16 protein-coding genes are annotated in these 16,513 nt (G+C 71.6%); 9 read left to right on the top strand and 7 right to left on the bottom strand.

The genetic code is table 11. The annotated features are described in order from the left end of the window. The 3 genes from EJK15_RS23785 to EJK15_RS23795 all read left to right on the top strand — a co-directional run. The coding region (locus tag EJK15_RS23785) for a serine/threonine-protein kinase (protein WP_138712672.1) at positions 1-1,579 on the top strand (1,579 nt) is incomplete at its 5' end. A 319-nt stretch (positions 1,580-1,898) separates the two neighbouring features. Then, on the top strand, positions 1,899-2,846 hold the full coding sequence (locus EJK15_RS23790) for a quinone oxidoreductase family protein (RefSeq protein ID WP_138712673.1): 948 nt from the start codon (positions 1,899-1,901) through the stop codon (positions 2,844-2,846). A gap of 5 nt (positions 2,847-2,851) precedes the next feature. Further along, positions 2,852-3,466: a LysE family translocator gene (locus tag EJK15_RS23795; protein ID WP_138712674.1), complete on the top strand. Its 615-nt coding sequence runs from the start codon at positions 2,852-2,854 to the stop codon at positions 3,464-3,466. A gap of 17 nt (positions 3,467-3,483) precedes the next feature. Here EJK15_RS23795 and EJK15_RS23800 read toward each other — a convergent pair whose 3' ends face one another. The 3 genes from EJK15_RS23800 to EJK15_RS23810 are packed head-to-tail and all read right to left on the bottom strand — an operon-like array spanning position 3,484 to position 6,183. Continuing rightward, positions 3,484-4,503, bottom strand: a complete 1,020-nt coding sequence (locus EJK15_RS23800) for a PucR family transcriptional regulator (protein WP_138712675.1) — start codon at positions 4,501-4,503, stop codon at positions 3,484-3,486. Then, entirely contained in the window at positions 4,503-5,294 is a 792-nt protein-coding gene (locus EJK15_RS23805) for an ABC transporter permease subunit (protein ID WP_138712676.1), read from the bottom strand. The genes EJK15_RS23800 and EJK15_RS23805 overlap by 1 nt, the downstream gene beginning before the upstream one ends. Further along, entirely contained in the window at positions 5,272-6,183 is a 912-nt protein-coding gene (locus tag EJK15_RS23810) for an ABC transporter ATP-binding protein (RefSeq protein ID WP_138712677.1), read from the bottom strand. Before EJK15_RS23810 ends, EJK15_RS23805 begins: the two co-directional genes overlap by 23 nt. Before the next feature lie 93 nt (positions 6,184-6,276). Here EJK15_RS23810 and EJK15_RS23815 point away from each other — a divergent pair, with 93 nt between their 5' ends. Together EJK15_RS23815 and EJK15_RS23820 are read left to right on the top strand one after the other, a co-directional pair. Further along, on the top strand, positions 6,277-7,098 hold the full coding sequence (locus tag EJK15_RS23815; RefSeq protein ID WP_240777168.1) for a patatin-like phospholipase family protein: 822 nt from the start codon (positions 6,277-6,279) through the stop codon (positions 7,096-7,098). Between the two features lie 25 nt (positions 7,099-7,123). Then, entirely contained in the window at positions 7,124-8,158 is a 1,035-nt protein-coding gene (locus tag EJK15_RS23820) for a 1-acyl-sn-glycerol-3-phosphate acyltransferase (RefSeq protein WP_138712678.1), read from the top strand. On the opposite strand, the gene EJK15_RS23825 is transcribed toward EJK15_RS23820, so the two are convergent. Continuing rightward, positions 8,100-9,587: a cobyric acid synthase gene (locus EJK15_RS23825; protein WP_138712679.1), complete on the bottom strand. Its 1,488-nt coding sequence runs from the start codon at positions 9,585-9,587 to the stop codon at positions 8,100-8,102. The two genes, EJK15_RS23820 and EJK15_RS23825, sit on opposite strands and share 59 nt — an antisense overlap. 137 nt (positions 9,588-9,724) lie before the next feature. Between EJK15_RS23825 and EJK15_RS23830 the strand changes: the two genes are divergently transcribed. Next, positions 9,725-11,104 (top strand): MFS transporter, encoded by a 1,380-nt coding sequence (locus EJK15_RS23830; protein ID WP_138712680.1) that lies wholly within the window; start codon positions 9,725-9,727, stop codon positions 11,102-11,104. Between the two features lie 95 nt (positions 11,105-11,199). Here EJK15_RS23830 and EJK15_RS23835 read toward each other — a convergent pair whose 3' ends face one another. After that, positions 11,200-11,478 carry an antitoxin gene (locus EJK15_RS23835; RefSeq protein WP_138712681.1) on the bottom strand — a complete coding sequence of 93 codons (279 nt, stop codon included), beginning with the start codon at positions 11,476-11,478 and terminating at the stop codon, positions 11,200-11,202. A 64-nt stretch (positions 11,479-11,542) separates the two neighbouring features. Beyond that, positions 11,543-11,911, bottom strand: a complete 369-nt coding sequence (locus tag EJK15_RS23840; RefSeq protein ID WP_138712682.1) for an Mth938-like domain-containing protein — start codon at positions 11,909-11,911, stop codon at positions 11,543-11,545. A 292-nt stretch (positions 11,912-12,203) separates the two neighbouring features. On the opposite strand from EJK15_RS23840, the gene EJK15_RS23845 reads away from it, so the two are divergent. From EJK15_RS23845 to EJK15_RS23855, 3 genes are all read left to right on the top strand, one after another. Next, positions 12,204-12,713 (top strand): SigE family RNA polymerase sigma factor, encoded by a 510-nt coding sequence (locus EJK15_RS23845; RefSeq protein ID WP_138712683.1) that lies wholly within the window; start codon positions 12,204-12,206, stop codon positions 12,711-12,713. Between the two features lie 57 nt (positions 12,714-12,770). Next, positions 12,771-13,967, top strand: a complete 1,197-nt coding sequence (locus EJK15_RS23850; protein ID WP_138712684.1) for a WD40 repeat domain-containing protein — start codon at positions 12,771-12,773, stop codon at positions 13,965-13,967. Between the two features lie 79 nt (positions 13,968-14,046). After that, on the top strand, positions 14,047-14,946 hold the full coding sequence (locus tag EJK15_RS23855) for a DNA-3-methyladenine glycosylase family protein (protein ID WP_138712685.1): 900 nt from the start codon (positions 14,047-14,049) through the stop codon (positions 14,944-14,946). An 87-nt stretch (positions 14,947-15,033) separates the two neighbouring features. Here the strand turns inward: EJK15_RS23855 and EJK15_RS23860 are convergent, their stop codons facing one another. Beyond that, entirely contained in the window at positions 15,034-16,488 is a 1,455-nt protein-coding gene (locus EJK15_RS23860; protein WP_240777169.1) for a PucR family transcriptional regulator, read from the bottom strand. Positions 16,489-16,513 lie beyond the last annotated feature (25 nt).

The following is a 16,513-nucleotide window of genomic DNA, read 5'->3' on the forward strand; positions in this document are numbered from 1 at the left end:
GGACAGGGGCGGGATGGGGACGGTCCATCTCGCCGAAGATCCCGCCGGGCAGCAGGTCGCCGTCAAAGTGATCAACCCCGAGCTGTCCCAGCACGAGCAGTTCCGCATGCGATTCCGCAGGGAGGCCGACGCCGCCCAGCGGGTACGCAGGTTCTGCACGGCCGCGGTGATCGAGGCCGCCCTCGACGGCGACCTGCTCTACGTGGTCACCGAATACGTGCCCGGCCCCAACCTCGAAGAGGCCGTACGCCGGTCCGGCCCCCTGCGCGGATCCAGCCTCGACGCGCTGGCCGTCGGCGTGGGCACCGCGCTCACCGCCATCCACGGGGCCGGGGTGGTACACCGGGACCTCAAGCCGTCGAACGTGCTGCTGTCCCCGGTCGGCCCGCGCGTGATCGACTTCGGTATCGCGCGGGCGCTCGACACGCTCGGCGGCGTCACCGGCACCGGCGAGCTGATCGGCACCCCCCGCTACATGGCTCCCGAGGTGCTGCGGGGCGATCCGGTCTCGCCGGCCTGCGACGTGTTCTCATGGGGTTCCCTGATCGCGTTCGCCGCCAGCGGGCGGGCACCCTTCGGCGGGGAGACGCTGCCGGCGATCGTCTACCAGGTGCTCAACACCGAGCCGAGCCTCGACGACGTCGAACCAGGGCTGCGCGAGCTGGTCAGGGCGGCGCTGCACAAGGACCCGGCCATGCGGCCCACCGCGCAGCAGCTGCTCGACCACCTCGTCGGGCGGTCGGCCGGGCCGGAGCAGGCGGCGCAGACCGTACAGGTGGCCTGGCAGCAGGCCACCGCCCCGTACGCCGGAGTCCAGCCGGCGCGGAAGCCGCACCGCGGCAAGCTGTACGGAGGTCTCGCGGCCGCCGCCGCCCTCGTCGTGGTCGCGTCCGTGGTCGGATGGACGGTGCTGAGGCCCAGCGGGCCGCCCGACGACCTGGGCGTCCTCTACCGGGAGGACTTCACGCAGACCACCGGCGGCTGGACCGGCACCTATGACCTCGGGGAGACCGTGAGCCGCGGCTACCGCACGGACGGTACGTACGGACTGGACGTGGGCGACGGCCAGGAGGAGTGGTGGGCGAAGGCGCCCATTCCCTTCCTTATCGCCACGCCGACGACCACGCCCGACCCCTCGGCCACGCCCACCCCGATGTTGCCCGCGACCGTCGTCGTGGGCGTCACCGCCGAGGTCGAGAAGTCGTCGGGCGCCGGCGAGTACGGCGTCTACTGCCACAACAGCGACGATGACGACACCTACTACGAGTTCGGGCTGGACACGGCGGGCAAGGCCAGGATCCGGCGCATTGTCGACGGCTCAGGCGGCACGCTCGCCCAGCCGGTCGAGGTGGACGGGCTGCCCGGCCAGGCCCGCATCGAGGCCGCGTGCGAGCAGCTCGGGTCCACGGTGCGGCTGACGATGTGGGTGAACGGCGCGCGGGTGCACCAGGTCGACGATCCGAACGGCATCGGCAACGGGTACGTCGGCCTGTTCGCGCGCACGACGAAGGATGGCAAGTCGCTGCTGAAGACGACGTTCGACGACTTCGAGTTGCGCGGCAAGAAGGAGGCGTCCTAAGGGCTTCGGGGAGCGCGTCGGAGCACTCCAAGCTTGGGAGAACGCGTCAGAGCACTCCGGGTGGCGCGTCAGAGCACTCCGGCGCGGGCCGCGGCCAGGGCGGCGTCGGCGTCCCGCTCGGTCACCGGCTCGCTCGCTCGCCGTCAGCCCAGGTCATCCAGGGCGGCCTCTTCGACGGAGCCATCGGGCTGGAGGCGGAAGATTCGGGGTTCCCTCGCAATCTATCGGCATGTCCCGACATCTACAGGCCGCGAAACGCCATTACAGGAGCGGAGGCCCCGGGTGGAATCGGACGGGCAGAGCACGGTTGACTAAGGGCATGCATGCCATCATCGTCTCCGCCCAGGGCGGCCCAGAGGTTCTTGAATACGTCGAGCGTCCCGATCCGGTTCCCGGTGACGGCGAGGTCGTGATCGACATCGCCGCCAGCGGCGTCAACTTCATCGACATCTACCATCGCTCCGGCGCGTACCCGCTCCCCCTCCCCACCACCGTCGGCTCGGAGGGCGCCGGGACCGTCTCCGCCGTCGGAGCGGGGGTGCGGGACGTGGCCGTGGGTGACATCGTGGCGTGGGCCAGCGTGCTGGGGAGCTACGCCGAGAAGGCCGTGGTCCCGGCCGATCGCGTGGTGCCGGTGCCGGACGGCGTGCCGGCCGAGGTGGCGGCCGCGGCGATGCTGCAGGGCATGACCGCCCACTACCTGACCCACTCCACGTACGCGGTCCAGGAGGGCGACCAGGTCCTCGTGCACGCCGGGGCGGGCGGCATGGGCCAGCTGCTGATCCAGCTCGCCAAGCTCAAGGGCGCCAAGGTGTACAGCACGGTCTCCACAAACGAGAAGGAGAAGCTGGCCCGCGAGGCGGGCGCGGACGAGGTGCTGCGGTACGAGGACTTCGCCGAGGCGCTGCGCGGCAAGATCGACGTCGTGTACGACGGCGTCGGGGCGGCCACGTTCGACGGCGGCCTGGAGGCGCTGCGCCCGCGCGGCCTCATGGCCCTGTACGGCGCCGCCAGCGGCCCGGTCCCCCCGGTCGATCCCCAGACGCTCAACAAGCAGGGCTCGCTCTTCCTCACCAGGCCCACGCTCGCGCACTACATCGCCGAGCGCACGGAGCTGCTGCAGCGCGCCTCCGACCTGTTCGGCTGGATCGGGTCGGGACGGCTGGCGATCAACATCTCGCACCGCTACCCGCTGGCCGACGCGCGGCAGGCCCACGAGGACCTGTCGGCCCGCCGTACCACCGGAAAGCTGCTCCTCATACCCTGACATCCATGGACATCGCAGGATCGGTCTGGTCGTTCGCCGCTGTGGTCGCCCTTCTGACGCTGACGCCCGGGCTCGACACGGCCCTGATCCTGCGAACCTCGTTGCTGGCGGGCAGGCGGCCCGCTTGGGGTGTGACGCTGGGCATCCAGCTCGGCACGCTCGTCTGGGGCGTGCTCACCGCGGCGGGGCTGTCGGCGCTGCTGGCGGCCTCGCAGCCGGCCTACACCGTGCTGCGCTGGGCGGGGGCGGCGTACCTCGTGTGGATGGGGCTGCGCATGGTCCTCGCCAAGCAGCACGAACTGCCCGAGCAGCAGCAGGAGGTCGGGTTCAGGAGGGGGTTCGGCCGCGGGCTCACGACGAACCTGCTCAATCCCAAGGTCGGGGCGTTCTACATAGCGATGTTGCCGCAGTTCATCCCGGACGAGGCGCCGCACGCGGCGATGGGGCTGCTGCTGGCGGGCGTGCACGTGGCCGAGGGGCTGGTGTGGAGCGCCCTGCTGATCGGGTTCGCGTCAGTGATGAGCGGCTTTCTGCGCTCGCCTGCCGTGCGGCGCTTCCTCGACCGGCTGACGGGTGTGGTGATCGTCGGGTTCGGCGTGCGGCTGGCGGTCAGCGACTGAGCCCGTTTGGCTGGCGGTCAGCGGTTGAAGCCGGTGGGCCAGCCGAGCAGGCGGGCGCCGAGCACCGCGGTCTCCAGGGTGAAGCGCTGCGTCGGATCGTCGGGTGAGTAGCCGGTCAGGCGGCGGATGCGTTCCAGCCGGTACGTGACCGCCCGCGGGCTGAGCCCCAGCCGCCGGGCCGCGGCCGTCTGGTTGCCCTGCGAGGCGAAGATCGCCTCCAGCGTCTCCAGCAGCGGCTCGTGCCCGCCCCGCGCCCCCAGCAGCGGGCTCAGCACGCTGGTCACCAGGTCCTCGATGGCGCTCCTGTCCCGCAGCAGGACGGGGAAGACCAGCAGGTCGGCGGCCTTGACGACGTCGATCGCGAGGCCCAGCCCGTCGGCCAGCTCCAGGGCCTGCGCCGCCTCACGGTAGGAGGCCACCACGCCGCCGGGCCCGCGGTGCGCCCGCCCGACGCCGACCCGCCAGCCGGGGCGGAAGCGGCCGCGTACGTGATGGGTGAACTCCCCCACCGCGGCCGCCAGCGTGGCCGGGGTGACGCACACCAGCAGCCCTTCGCGTACGGCGACCAGCACGTTGTGGGAGCCGAACCTGGCGATCAGGTCCCGCTCGATCCGGTCGTGGTCGCCGTCGCACATCCCGCGGGCCACCGCCACCACGTACGACTCCGCCAGCCGCAGCCCGAAGTGCTCGGCCCGCTCGGCCAGCCGCTCGGCCCGGCCTTGGAGCAGGTCGTCCACGAACTCCCTGCGGGCCGCCTCCTCGCTGCGGATGGCGGCGAGCTGCGCCTGCTCGTACCCCTCCATCAGAGCGGAGACCGCCCGTCGCAGCGCGGGCACCACCGGGGGCAGGCCCTCGGCGGCGGCGAGCGCGCCGTCCACCAGCACCCGCAGCGGGATGCCCTGTTCGGCGGCGCGCGTGCCGGCGGCGCGGTAGGAGTCGAGCGCCTCGCGGTCCGGCAGCCGCCCGGTCTCCGCGGCCGCGGCGAGTAGCTGACGATGCCCGCCGAGCAGGTCGGCGGGCATCTCCGAGATCGCCATCAGACTCCTACATCGCGCCTGTCGAAGGCGAGGACCGCGGTGAGCGCGAGCACCGCCGTGGCGCCCGCCAGCACAAGGTAGTCCCCGACCGGCAGCCCCTCATAGAGCGGCCGGCCCTCGGCGTAGTAGTGGAACGGCGAGACCCACTTCAGCCAGTCGATGGCGGTGACGCCGCGGCCGATCGTGACGACCATGTAGCCGGCTGCCACCCACACCCCGGCCACGGCCGAGGCGATCATCCGGCGCCCGGTGGCGGCGCCGACGGCCAGCGCCACGGTGCCGTAGAACAACCCCAGCAAGAGCACACCGGTGTGCGCGGCCAGGATCCGGTCGAACGTCACCCCGGTTTCGACGGCCTCACTGACCCCCCACGCGACCAGCAGCGTCACGAACGCCACCACGAGCAGGGCCACGACCAGCGCGGCGAACCTGGCCAGCACCAGCCGCCGCCGGTCCACGGGCAGCGTGACGACCAGCTCCAGCGTGCCGGCCTCCTCCGGCGCCGCCAGCGCGCGGTTGGCCAGCAGCGTCGCGCACACGATGAACAGCATCGGGATGAACAGCTGGTAGACGACCGTCTGCAGGTAGCCGAGGCCGGAGGTCATGTCATCGAGGCCGCCCATGAGATCCTTCAGCGGGCCGGGGAACTTGGTCACCATCGCCGGGCCGTAGACGTCCGGGCTCTGCTTGACGCTGGCGTAGGTGCCCACGTAGACGCCGATGAAGGCGCTGATGCCGACGGTCCACCAGGCGAGCGCCCGCCGGTAGTCACGCAGACTCTTGGCGATCATCGTGCCGCTCCTCGTCGCTGTAGTAGGTCAGGAAGATCTCCTCCAGATCGGGCTCCGCGCTCACCATGTGCACCACGGTGAACCGGGCCGCGGCCTTGATCAGCGCGTCCGGGCGGCCGTCGATCGTGCACCGCACGCCGGCGCCTTCTACGCGCAGATCGCGCACTCCGGCCAGGCCCTCGAACGCGGTGGGGGGCACGGGGGACTCGAAGTGCAGCTCGACCCGGCGCACCGCCTTCTCGCGCAGCGCCGCGACGTTCTCCACGGCCACCAGGCGACCGCCGCGGACGATGCCGACCCGGTCGGACACGCTCTCCACCTCGGCCAGCACGTGCGAGGACATGAGCACGGTGCGCCCGGACGTGCGCACCTCCCGCACCATGGCCAGGAACTCCTGCTGCACCAGCGGGTCGAGCCCGCCGGTCGGCTCGTCGAGGATGAGGAACTCGGGCTCGTGCATGAACGCCTGGATCAGCCCGACCTTCTGCTTGTTGCCCTTGGAGAGCTTGCGCATCTGCACCGACAGGTCGGCGTCGAACCGCTCGGCCAGCTCGTGGATGCGGGCGTCCGGCACGCCGCCGCGTACCCGGCCGAGGAAGCGCAGGTAGTCCATCGCCCGCTCGCGGCCCTCCAGCGCCAGCTCGCCGGGCAGGTAGCCGATCCTGGCGCGGATCGCGGGCTCGCGCGGGCCGGCGCCGAGCACGCGGACCAGGCCGCGGGTGGGCCTGATTACGTCGAGGAGCAGCCTGATCGTGGTGGTCTTGCCGGCGCCGTTCGGCCCGAGGTAGCCGAAGATCTCGCCCGGCTGGATCTCGAGCGTGAGATCCTCCAGGCCACGGCGTTTCCCGTAGTACTTGGTCAGCCCTTCGGCCTGTACCACTGCTGTCATGGGGCGAATCGTCCCGCGCGCCGCGACTGCCGTCACCGGACGGATCCGGCAGCGTAGCGGGCCGCTTTGCTTCCGGGGCGCGGCAAGGAGAGGGTGGGAGATGTGGAGACGGCGTTCGTGCTCGGTGGCGGCGGCGTGCTGGGCGCGCACGAGGTGGGCATGTTGCAGGCGCTCGACGAGGCGGGCATCAGGCCCGGCCTCGTGGTGGGCACGTCGGTCGGCGCGCTGAACGGGGCGGTGATCGCCGCCGCGCCGGGCGAGGCGGTCGCCAGGCTGACGGACCTGTGGCGGTCGGACGTCGTCCGTACGGCGTTCGCCGGCTCGTGGGTGGCCCGGCTGTCCACGCTGGCCAGGACCCGCACCCACCTGCACCCGAACGGGCCGCTCCGCGAGGTCCTGGCCGCGACGGTGCGGGCCTCGCGGATCGAGGAGCTGGAGGTGCCGTTCCAGTGCGTGGCGGCCTCGGTCGAGCGGGCGGCGGCGCACTGGTTCACGAGCGGGCCGCTGGTGGAGGCCGTGCTGGCGTCGTGCGCGGTGCCCGGGCTGCTGCCGCCCGTCGTGATCGGCGGCGAGCACTTCTACGACGGAGGGCTGGTGCACAGCATTCCCGTGGGCCGGGCGGTGCAGCTCGGGGCCAAGCGGGTGTACGTCCTGCACGTCGGGCGGATCGAACGGCCGCTGATCCCGCCCAGGCGGTTCTGGGAGGTGGGGATGGTGGCGTTCGAGATCGCGCGGAGATACCGGTTCGCCGAGGAGATGGCCGGCCTGCCGGCCGGGGTGGAGGTGCACGTGCTTCCGGCCGGGGTGACGGAGCCGCTGTCGACGCTGCGCTATCGCGACCTGTCGCAGGTCTCGGCGTACATCGAGCGGGCTTACGAGGCGTCTGCCCGGTATTTGAGCGAGAGTGGAGGGTGAAGGCAGACCGTCTAGGGAGGCCGCGTTGCTCCCACCTCGTATCGTGCGCCGGCTCATCCTGGCTCCGCTGGTCATCGTGGTGACCGTGGTCATGCTGGTGACGCTGCCGCTCTGGCTCGTCGTCACGGCCGCCGCCTCGCTGCGCCTGCCGCCGCCGCAGCGCAGGGGGCTCAGGTTCGTGTGGTTCGCGGTGGCGTGGCTGACGCTGGAGTCGGCGGTGCTGATCGCGTGCCTGTGGCTGTGGGTGGCGGACGGGGCCCGCCGCCAGGAGCGGCATTACGGGCTGATCAGGTGGTTCCTGTCGAAGGTGTACGCGGCCGCGGTGCGGATCTTCCGGCTGACCGTGGACGTCCAGGAGCCGGAGCCGACCGCGGAGGAGCGGGCCGCCCGGCTGACCAGGCCGGTCATCGTGCTGTCCCGGCACGCAGGCCCCGGCGACTCCTTCTTGCTGATTTATCACCTCCTGGCGCTCTATCGACGGCAGCCCCGCATCGTCATGAAGGCGGCGCTCCAGTTCGACCCCTCACTGGACGTGCTGGTCAACCGGCTGCCGAACGCGTTCGTGCCGGGCAAGTCCGAGCAGACGCTGATCATCGAGGAGATCCGGCTGCTGGCCTCCACGATGGGCGACCAGGACGCCCTGGTGATCTTCCCGGAGGGCGGGAACTTCAGCCCGCGCCGCCGCCGGCTGGCGATCCGGCGGCTGGAGGAGAAAGGGCTGGCCGAGCACGCGGAGCGGGCGCGCGGCCTGGACCACCTGCTGCCGCCCCGCCCGAACGGCGCTCTCGCGGCCATCGACGCCTGCCCGTCGGCGGACGTCGTCTTCGTCGCGCACACCGGGCTCGACGACCTCGTCACGCTGGGGGACGTCTGGCGCAAGCTGCCCTACAACGCGCACATCACCGCCAAATGGTGGCGGGTGCCCGCCGCCGAGGTGCCCAAGGAGCGCGAGGCCCGGATCCTCTGGCTGTACGACCACTGGGAGCGGATCGACGCGTGGATCACCGCGCAGCGGTCCCTGGTGGGAGGAACGGGACCGCCGGCGGGCCGTGCTGGATGAGGGCGAGCAGCGCGTCCGTGTCGAGGTGCCGCTCGACGAGATCGCCGAGCGCGTCCAGCCGTTCCTCCCTGAGCGCGGCGAAGTCCGTGTCCGGAGCCGGTACGAAGTCGCGCCCCGCCCGCTCGGCCACGTCGGCCAGGAACGCCCCGCGGAACCCGTCGTTCTCCAGGGCGCCGTGCCAGGTGGTGCCCCAGACGTCGCCGACCCGGCAGCCGTCGAGGAACGGCTCGCCGCCCTCGACCGTCGCCCGCCCGTGGTGGATCTCGTACGCGCGCACGGGGTGCCCGTACGCCGTCCCCTCCGGCCGGGCCAGGCGCTTCTCCGGGCTGAACTCGACCCGTACCGGCAGCCTCCCGAGCCCTTCGACCTTCCCCTGACCGGACTCGACGTCGTCGACGATCTCGCGCCCGAGCATCTGGAACCCGCCGCAGATGCCCAGGACCGGCCCCTTCCGCTCGGCGATCGCCGCGGCCAGCCCTTTCTCGCGCAGCCAGGCCAGGTCGCTCACCGTGGCGCGGGAGCCCGGCAGCACCACCAGGTCGGCGTCGTCCAGCTCGGCCGGGTCCGTCACGAAGCGCACCACGACCCCGGGCTCGGCGGCCAGCGCGTCCAGGTCGGTGAAGTTGGAGATCCGCGGCAGCCGCACGACCGCCACTCTGAGGATCTGCCTGCCGTGCGGGGCGCGGGCGGCGACCCGGCGGCCGTCCAGGGCCAGGGAGTCCTCGACGTCCAGCCAGAGCCCGTCGAGCCAGGGCAGGACGCCGTACACCTCGCGTCCGGTCAGCCGCCTGAGCATGTCGAGCCCGGGCTCCAGCAGTTCCTTCGCGCCGCGGAACTTGTTGACGACGAATCCGGAAATATGGGCTTGGTCGGCGGCGTCCAGCAGGCCGACCGTGCCGTAGAACGCGGCGAACACCCCGCCCCTGTCGATGTCGCCGACCACGATCACCGGCAGGTTCGCGGCCCTGGCCAACCCCATGTTGGCGATGTCGCCGCGGCGCAGGTTGATCTCGGCGGGGCTGCCCGCGCCCTCGCACACCACCACGTCGTACCGGTTCCTGAGCCGGTCGTGGGCCTCCAGCGCGGCGGTGCGCAAGAGATCTTTGAGAGCGCCGTACTCCATCGCGTCCACGTCCGCCACCGGTCTGCCCATGAGGACGACCTGGCTGCGGCGGTCGCTGCCGGGCTTGAGGAGGATCGGATTCATGTCGGCGACCGGCTCCAGGCCTGCGGCCTGCGCCTGCATCGCCTGGGCCCGGCCGATCTCGGCGCCCTCGGCGGTGACGTACGAGTTCAGCGACATGTTCTGGGCCTTGAAGGGCGCGACGCGGACGCCCTGGCGGGCCAGCCAGCGGCAGATCCCGGCGGTGACCACGCTCTTGCCCGCGTCCGACGTGGTGCCCGCGACCAGCAATCCCCCGTTGACCATGGGATTACCGTACCGGAGCGGATTTATGGCGAGATTTCACTGAAACCCCTTATTTACGAATCCTGTGACTTGTGTCACTCTGGCTAGAATATTCCCCTAGAATGAGATTCTAGATTCTCCTTATCGAGAGGGTGGGCATGGTCGGGACGTTGGGTTCGCCGCGCGCCGGCGCCATCGACATGGGATCCAGCGCGCCGTTCGGCTGGGCGCCGCTGGTCGTGCTCTTCATCGTCGGGTTCGTGGACCGCATCGAGCACAACCTGCTCTCGGGCGTGCTCCCGGCCATCCAGGCCGAATGGGGCTTCAGCGACACCGCCGCCGGCTCGATCCCGACGGCCGCCGCCCTGGCCGCCGCGGCCGTGGCGCTGCCCGCCGGGTATCTGGCGGACCGGCTCAGCCGTACCCGGATCATCACGGTGGTGGTCTTCGTCTGGGCGATCGCCACGCTCGGCTCCGGCCTGGCCACCGGGTTCGTGATGTTCTACCTGATGCGCGTGCTGCTGGCGGCGGCCGAGAACATCGACAACCCCGCCTCCGGGAGCCTGCTCGCCGACTACTATCCGCCGGTCAGCCGGGCGAAGGCGTACGGGCTCACCCGCGTCACCACGTACCTCGGGGGCGTCGGGACCCTGCTCGGCGGGGTGCTCGCGGAGGCGTTCTCGTGGCGTACGGCGTTCCTCATCATGGTCGTTCCCGGCGTGCTCACGGCCGTGCTGGTCTGGTTCCTGCGCGAGCCGCGCCGCGGCGAGCTGGACCGGCTGGTGGCGGTGGGCGACCCTCCCCCGGCTCCCGCGGATCCCGCCGCGGCCCCGGTCTCCACAGGTCAGGCAGTTTCCGCGGAGCCTGCTGCGCCCTCGCGGCCTGTCGCGAAGCCTCCGTTCTGGCCGCAGCTCCGTCAGGTCCTGTCCATACCCTCGCTGATCTTCGTCTGCGCCGGGCTGTCCCTCCTCACCCTCGGCCTGGTCGGGATCTTCTTCTGGCTGCCCACGTTCATGGTGCGCACCCTCGGCGTCGGTACGGGCACGGCGGGCTCGCTGAGCGGCCTGATCACTGTCGTGGGCACGGTGACCGGCACCCTGGCCGGGGTGTGGCTGGGCAGGAAGTGGCACGGCACCCGCAAGGGCGGCCGCCTGCTCGCCGGCGGCGGTGGCATCACGGCCGGCTCGCTGGTCCTGGCCGGGGCGCTGTCCATGGAGTCGATCGGCGCGATGACCGTGCTGATCCTGCTCTCCTGCTCGCTGATGTCCATCGCGATCCCCAACCTGACGGCCTGCCTGGCGGACGTGGTCCCGGCGGCCTCGCGCGGCCTCGGCTTCGCCGTCCTGCAGCTGATCACCACAGGCGGTGGGGCCTTCGGCTCCCTGGTCGTCGGCATCGCCTCGGACCGGTTCGGGTCGTTGCTGGCCGGGATGTACATCCTGGTGATCCCGATGGTCGCCGGCGGCCTGCTGACGCTCGGCGCCCGGGCCTCGTTCGAGCGCGACGCGCGCAAGGTCCTGGAGGCCGCCCGCGACTGAAGCCGCCGAAATCGGTCGCGACCGCCCCGGAACACGCGGACGCCCGCCCCTCATTCGCCGGGGGCGGGCGCGGCCGTGCTGTCAACGCCGCCGCATCACCTCTGCGGCCTGCGCCTGCTCTGGTCCCGCTCGGGAGTGGCCGGGCCCGGAGTGGCCTGGTCGGGACGCCGCTGCTCGTTGCCCGGGGTCGCGCCCTGTCCTCCGCCGTAGCGGCGCTGCACCGCTTCGGCGCCTTTGTCGATCTGCTCGTCGTACTTGTGGCCGGTCCGCTCCTTCGCGTACCGCTCGGCCTTGTCCAGCAGCTCATCGGTCTGCTTGGAGTGCCCCCTGGCCAGGTTCTGGGCCTTCTTCAGCCATTCCCCCATACGGCTCATGACCGTTTCCCCGTTTCTTCCGGCTACGGTCGCCCCCTACCCCCGCAGCCAGCTCAATCACCGTTCAGCAGGTCGAGTGGAACAGCCCGCCGACGGCGGTCGTCTCCACCAGCGCGTTGTAGCGCTCGACGGCGGCCGTGGTCTCCTCGACGTAAACCTCGACGCCTCTCTCCTTCAGCAGCTCCAGCGTCTCGGGACAGATCTGGAGCACCAATTGCATGCCGCGGGACAGGACGACGACCTGGCAGCCCCTGTCGAGCAGTTCCCGTACGTCGGCGGGCTGCGTGCCTGGTGAGTGCCTGGTTCCGGTTTCGTTCCAGTCCCAGGGCCGGCCGCCGCCCGGATAGAGCTTGAGGTCCTTGCCCTCCCCGAGCCCTTCGACCACCATCCGGCCCCCGGAGATGTGCGTGATCAATGGGCTTCGCACGTCCATGCGACGACCCTACGCCGCCCGGGACGGACCGCTCATACGGACTCCCGCCGGCCGTCGCGGTCGGGCTGTTTGAAGTCGGTCGCAAAGATGGCCCCACCCTGCCGCGTCCTAATGACAGGCCGAAGGCAGTGCCGGCCGGGAGCCGGCGATCGGCCACCCGGGCCGGGGCCGCAGGCCGAACAAGTGGCAGGAAACGTGCGTCTACCCAATTTGTCGACCTGATGCGTGATTTCCCTCTCCGCCCGCGGCCACCACTGCGGACCCGCAGGACGACAACCATATGGAGGTGATCGTGGATTCCGCGGATCAGCGAGAATTTCACGAGTTCGTATCGGCGCGCTCACCGACGTTCATGCGCCTGGCTTTCCTGCTGACCGCCGGAGACCAGCACGCGGCCGAGGACCTGCTGCAGACCAGCCTGGCCAAGACGGCGCTCAAATGGCACCGGATCGACGACCCCGACAAATATCTCCGGCAGGTGATGTACCGCCAGCAAATCTCCTGGTGGCGGCGCAGGAGAGAATTCGCCGTCGCGGAGATTCCCGACCGCCAGGGCCCGGACGGCACGCACGCCGTCGAACTCCAAATCATGGTCCAGCAGGCGCTCGGCAAACTGACCGCCAAGCAACGGGCCATACTCGTGCTCCGCTATTTCGAAGACCAGTCGGAGTCGACCGTGGCCGCCACGCTCGGCTGCAGCATCGGCACGGTTCGCAGCACCGCCCATCGGGCCCTGGCCCGGCTCCTGCAGCTCTGCCCCGAGCTCCACGAGCTGCACATCCGCTCGAAGGCATCGTCATGACCCCGCGGGACCACGCCGATCCTCGTACGCACGCCGTCGCTGGAAGGAACTCACGGCATGACCACTGACGAACTGGTGAAAGACGCCCTCAGCGCGGTGGCCGACCAGGCCAGGCTGCCGGCCGGGATGGCACATGCGGCATGGCGGCAGCGGACGCGCATGCGGATCAGGACTGCGACCACGACCGCGGCCGCCCTGGTCGCCGCCGTCACCGTCGGTGCGATCACGGTGCCCTCCCTCATAGGGCAGGACGACCTCATCGGGCAGAACGACCGGGAGGCCGCCACCCGCGTGATCGTCCCCTCGCAGGGCATGTCGGCCGATCCCGGCCACCCGACCCCGCGCAAACGCGTCGCCGCCGGGCGCAGCACGCTCACCGCGTACGCCTCCTGCCCATCGGGCGGGGACGCCGACTGCTCCTGGAGCATGCTCGACCCCGCCTCGGGCGGCTACGCCACGACGCCGTGGGGATGGGTGGACGTGGCACCCGGCGGCCGGACGGCCGCGGTGCTGGAAAAGCCGCTGCCCGCGCGCCGGATCGGGCTGCTGGACACCACCGCCGGCACGGTACGCCGCTGGATCGACCTCGACCGTGCCGGCGCGGGAAGCGTCGCCTGGTCACCGGACGGACAGCGGCTGCTGGTGACCACGTACGACCGCGTCCCCGCCCTCGCCGCCGTTCCCGGCCGGGAACCGGATCCGCGACAGGCCAGAACCGGCTTCTTCATCGTGGACGTGGACAGCGGCACGGCCACCTTCCACAGCCTGCCCTCGGCCCCGGGAGCCGCCGGCCTGCGCGACGATCTGTCCTGGGACCGCGACGGCTCGCTGATCTGGGAGGAAACCGGCTCCGCCCAGCGGCCCCGCGAGTACTACGACCTTACCGGCCGGCCTCGCTCCGGCCCCGCCCAAGAGTCCTTCAGCGACCAGCCCGCCGGGCTGTCCCCCAATGGCCGCCGGCTGGCCAGGGGTGGCAAGAGCGGCTCGGCCCCCTTTGTCCTGAACGTCGCCTCCGGTAAAACCACACTCCTGGAGCCACCCGATGGTCCTGTCATCCTGCAGTCGCTGGCCTGGGCCGACGACACGAATCTGATCGCCTGGGCACGTGACCGCGAAATCACGGACGGCGCCAAATCCCGGTACCGCCTCGTGCTGGTCGGCGTGGAAGGCGAGCAACCGGTCACTCCGCTGACCGGCTGGACCGCCCCCTCCAGCCATCTGGAGTGGGTGCCGGCCTTCACCACCGAATCCTGATCATGACCGTGTCATCCAGGCATACGAGCGCGGCCGGTCCCGAGCCGAAATCGTCGGTCCGGCCACCTACGCTACGTGCATGACCACGCACGGATTCACGCTCACCGCCGAGGGCCCGTTCGACTTCGGCGCCTCCCTGCGTTTCGTCGAGGACTGGCCGGCCACCAGCGCGCTGCCCTCCGACGGGCGGGCGCTGCGCTTCGCCTACTGCGCCGAATCCGACTGGCTGCCGATCGGCGTGACCGTGACGGCCGCGCCCGGCGGGGTCGCCGTCGCCACCACGAGGGCGGCGGGGCCGGGCATCCGGGGCGAGGTGGCGCGGATCCTCTCGATCGACGTGGACGGCACCGGCTTCGCCAAGCTCGGCGAGACCGACCCGGTGCTCGGCGACCTGCAGCGGCGCAGCCCCGGCCTGCGTCCGGTGTGCTTCTGGAGCCCGTGGGAGGCGGCCTGCTGGGCGGTGATCGTGCAGCGCTCGTCGATGCTCATCGCCTCGCGGATCAAGCAGCGCATCGCGGAGCGTTTCGGCGCGAAGGTCACCGTGGACGGGCAGGCCTACCCGGCCTTTCCCCCGCCCGTGACGCTGCTGGAGGCCGGCGGGCTCGGGCTGCCCGCACAGAAGGAGGAGTGGGTGCGCGGGCTGGCCCGCGCGGCGCTCGACGGCGTGCTCACCGCCGAGCACCTGCGCGCGCTCGGCCCGGAGGAGGCCCTGGCCGAGCTGCGTGCCCTGCCCGGGGTGGGGCCGTTCTCCGCGGGCCTGATCCTGATCCGCGGAGCGGGCGCGCCGGACGCGTTCCCGGGCGACGAGCCGCGCCTGTTCGCGATCATGCGCGAGGCGTACGGCCTGCCGGAGGACGCGCCGCCGGCCGCTTACCGGAGGCTGGCCGAGACGTGGCGGCCCTACCGCTCCTGGGCCTCCTTCCTCTTCCGGGCCTCCACCTACGGCGTCATGGACGATCGGGATCGAGCGCCGGACTGATCATCGGGCGATCCCGTCGCGAGGATCATCGGCCTGCCCGCACCAGGCGCGAATCGCCTGCACCATAACCGGCGATCTCTGGCGGGATCAGTCCACCAGACCGAGCTGGCGGCCGGCCCGCAGGGCCAGCCAGACCTCGGCGAACGCGCCGGTGGACGACAGGTCGCGGCCCGTCAGCTCGGCGAACCTGCGCAGCCTGTACGCCAGGGTGTTGGGATGGATGTGCAGCGCAGCCGCGGCGTCCTCGGTGCGCCGGTCGCGCTCCATCCAGGTCCGCACCGACGTCAGGAGGTGGGAGCCGTGCGCGGAGTCGTAGGCGAGCACCTTGCCGAGCACGTTCTCGACCAGCGCGGTGAGCGCCCACGGGTCGTCGGGCAGCCACCTGCCGGTGGTGTCGTCACCGTAGTGGACCAGGGCGCGCCCCGACTCCGACGCCGTGGACACCGCCCATACCGCCTCCCTCTTGGGGATCTGCATGGACTCCCCGGGCGGGAACGGCCTGCTCATGCCCGCCGCGACGCCCGGCAGCGCGGCGACCGCCGCGTCGAGGGCGGGTGAGCCGAGCACGTAGCGGTCGTCGCCGCGGCGGAGCATGAGGTGCGGCTGGTCGTCGACGGCCCGGTGGATGGCCTCGTCGGACACGTTCCTGATGACGAGGAGGGCCAGCTCGGCGTCCACGGGCAGGCCCATCCTTACCAGGCGCCGCCGGGCCGTGGCCGGCTCGAGGACGTCCTGGAGCAGCTCGGACAGGGTCTCCGCGCCCTGGCGGCGCAGCGTCTCGCGCTCGTGGCGGGCCATGGCCACCTGCAGCGCGGCCACCGTGGCGATGTGCTGCACCACGGCCAGCCCGGCGGGCCTGGCTCCCTGGCGTTCGAAGGCGACGAGAAAGCCCGCGGGACCGCCCGGCGCGGGCACGGGCAGGACGAAGCCTCCGGGAATGGTGGGCGGCGCCTCCGGCTCGGACGGGAGCACGGCGAGGTCGGGCACCGGCACCCCCGGCAGCAGCGGCCGGCCCTGCGGGGTGCAGAGGTAGACCTCGTAGCCGGACAGCCGCTCCAGGCGTTTGAACAGCGTCGCGGTGTCGAGATCCTCGGCCGCCAGCCACCGCAGCGCGCCGAACACCTGGAGCTGCGCGCCGAGGCGTTGCCTGGCGTCCTCCTGCACGGCCGCGGCCACCTCCTGGGCGATCGCGATGAACGGCACGGCCAGCGGCACTTCGAGCACGGGCATCCCGCGCTCCTCGGCGGCCCGGATGAAGGCGTCGTGCAGCGGCGGCACGTGCAGCTGCGCAGACAGGGCCAGCGCGGACACGCCCGCGTCGTCGAGTCGTTCCAGATAGGCGCGCTGCTTGGCGGCCTGGCGCGGGATCGCGATCCCCGTGGTCATGATGACCTCCGCGCCGAGCAGCCAGGGCGTGGGGTCGTCGAGCTCGCTGACGTGCGCCCAGGACACCGACCGTCCCAGCCCCGCCTCGCCGGCCAGCAACCGCAGTTGGAGGGCAGGGGAACGCAGCAGGTCCTCCACGGACACCTTTGTGGTCACCCACAAAGAATATGGCGGGTCTTCA

It is taken from the genome of Nonomuraea basaltis (genome assembly GCF_005893125.1).
Taxonomy (GTDB): domain Bacteria; phylum Actinomycetota; class Actinomycetes; order Streptosporangiales; family Streptosporangiaceae; genus Nonomuraea; species Nonomuraea basaltis.

What these genes read in the sequence shown, in the direction of transcription:
- EJK15_RS23810 (WP_138712677.1), bottom strand. Translation starts at nt 6,183, where the DNA reads ATGACAGCAGTGGTACAGGCCGAAGGGCTGACCAAGTACTACGGGAAA.
- EJK15_RS23800 (WP_138712675.1), bottom strand. Translation starts at nt 4,503, where the DNA reads ATGGCGATCTCGGAGATGCCCGCCGACCTGCTCGGCGGGCATCGTCAG.
- EJK15_RS23795 (WP_138712674.1), top strand. Translation starts at nt 2,852, where the DNA reads ATGGACATCGCAGGATCGGTCTGGTCGTTCGCCGCTGTGGTCGCCCTT.
- EJK15_RS23830 (WP_138712680.1), top strand. Translation starts at nt 9,725, where the DNA reads ATGGTCGGGACGTTGGGTTCGCCGCGCGCCGGCGCCATCGACATGGGA.
- EJK15_RS23850 (WP_138712684.1), top strand. Translation starts at nt 12,771, where the DNA reads ATGACCACTGACGAACTGGTGAAAGACGCCCTCAGCGCGGTGGCCGAC.
- EJK15_RS23805 (WP_138712676.1), bottom strand. Translation starts at nt 5,294, where the DNA reads ATGATCGCCAAGAGTCTGCGTGACTACCGGCGGGCGCTCGCCTGGTGG.
- EJK15_RS23790 (WP_138712673.1), top strand. Translation starts at nt 1,899, where the DNA reads ATGCATGCCATCATCGTCTCCGCCCAGGGCGGCCCAGAGGTTCTTGAA.
- EJK15_RS23855 (WP_138712685.1), top strand. Translation starts at nt 14,047, where the DNA reads ATGACCACGCACGGATTCACGCTCACCGCCGAGGGCCCGTTCGACTTC.
- EJK15_RS23825 (WP_138712679.1), bottom strand. Translation starts at nt 9,587, where the DNA reads ATGGTCAACGGGGGATTGCTGGTCGCGGGCACCACGTCGGACGCGGGC.
- EJK15_RS23835 (WP_138712681.1), bottom strand. Translation starts at nt 11,478, where the DNA reads ATGAGCCGTATGGGGGAATGGCTGAAGAAGGCCCAGAACCTGGCCAGG.
- EJK15_RS23840 (WP_138712682.1), bottom strand. Translation starts at nt 11,911, where the DNA reads ATGGACGTGCGAAGCCCATTGATCACGCACATCTCCGGGGGCCGGATG.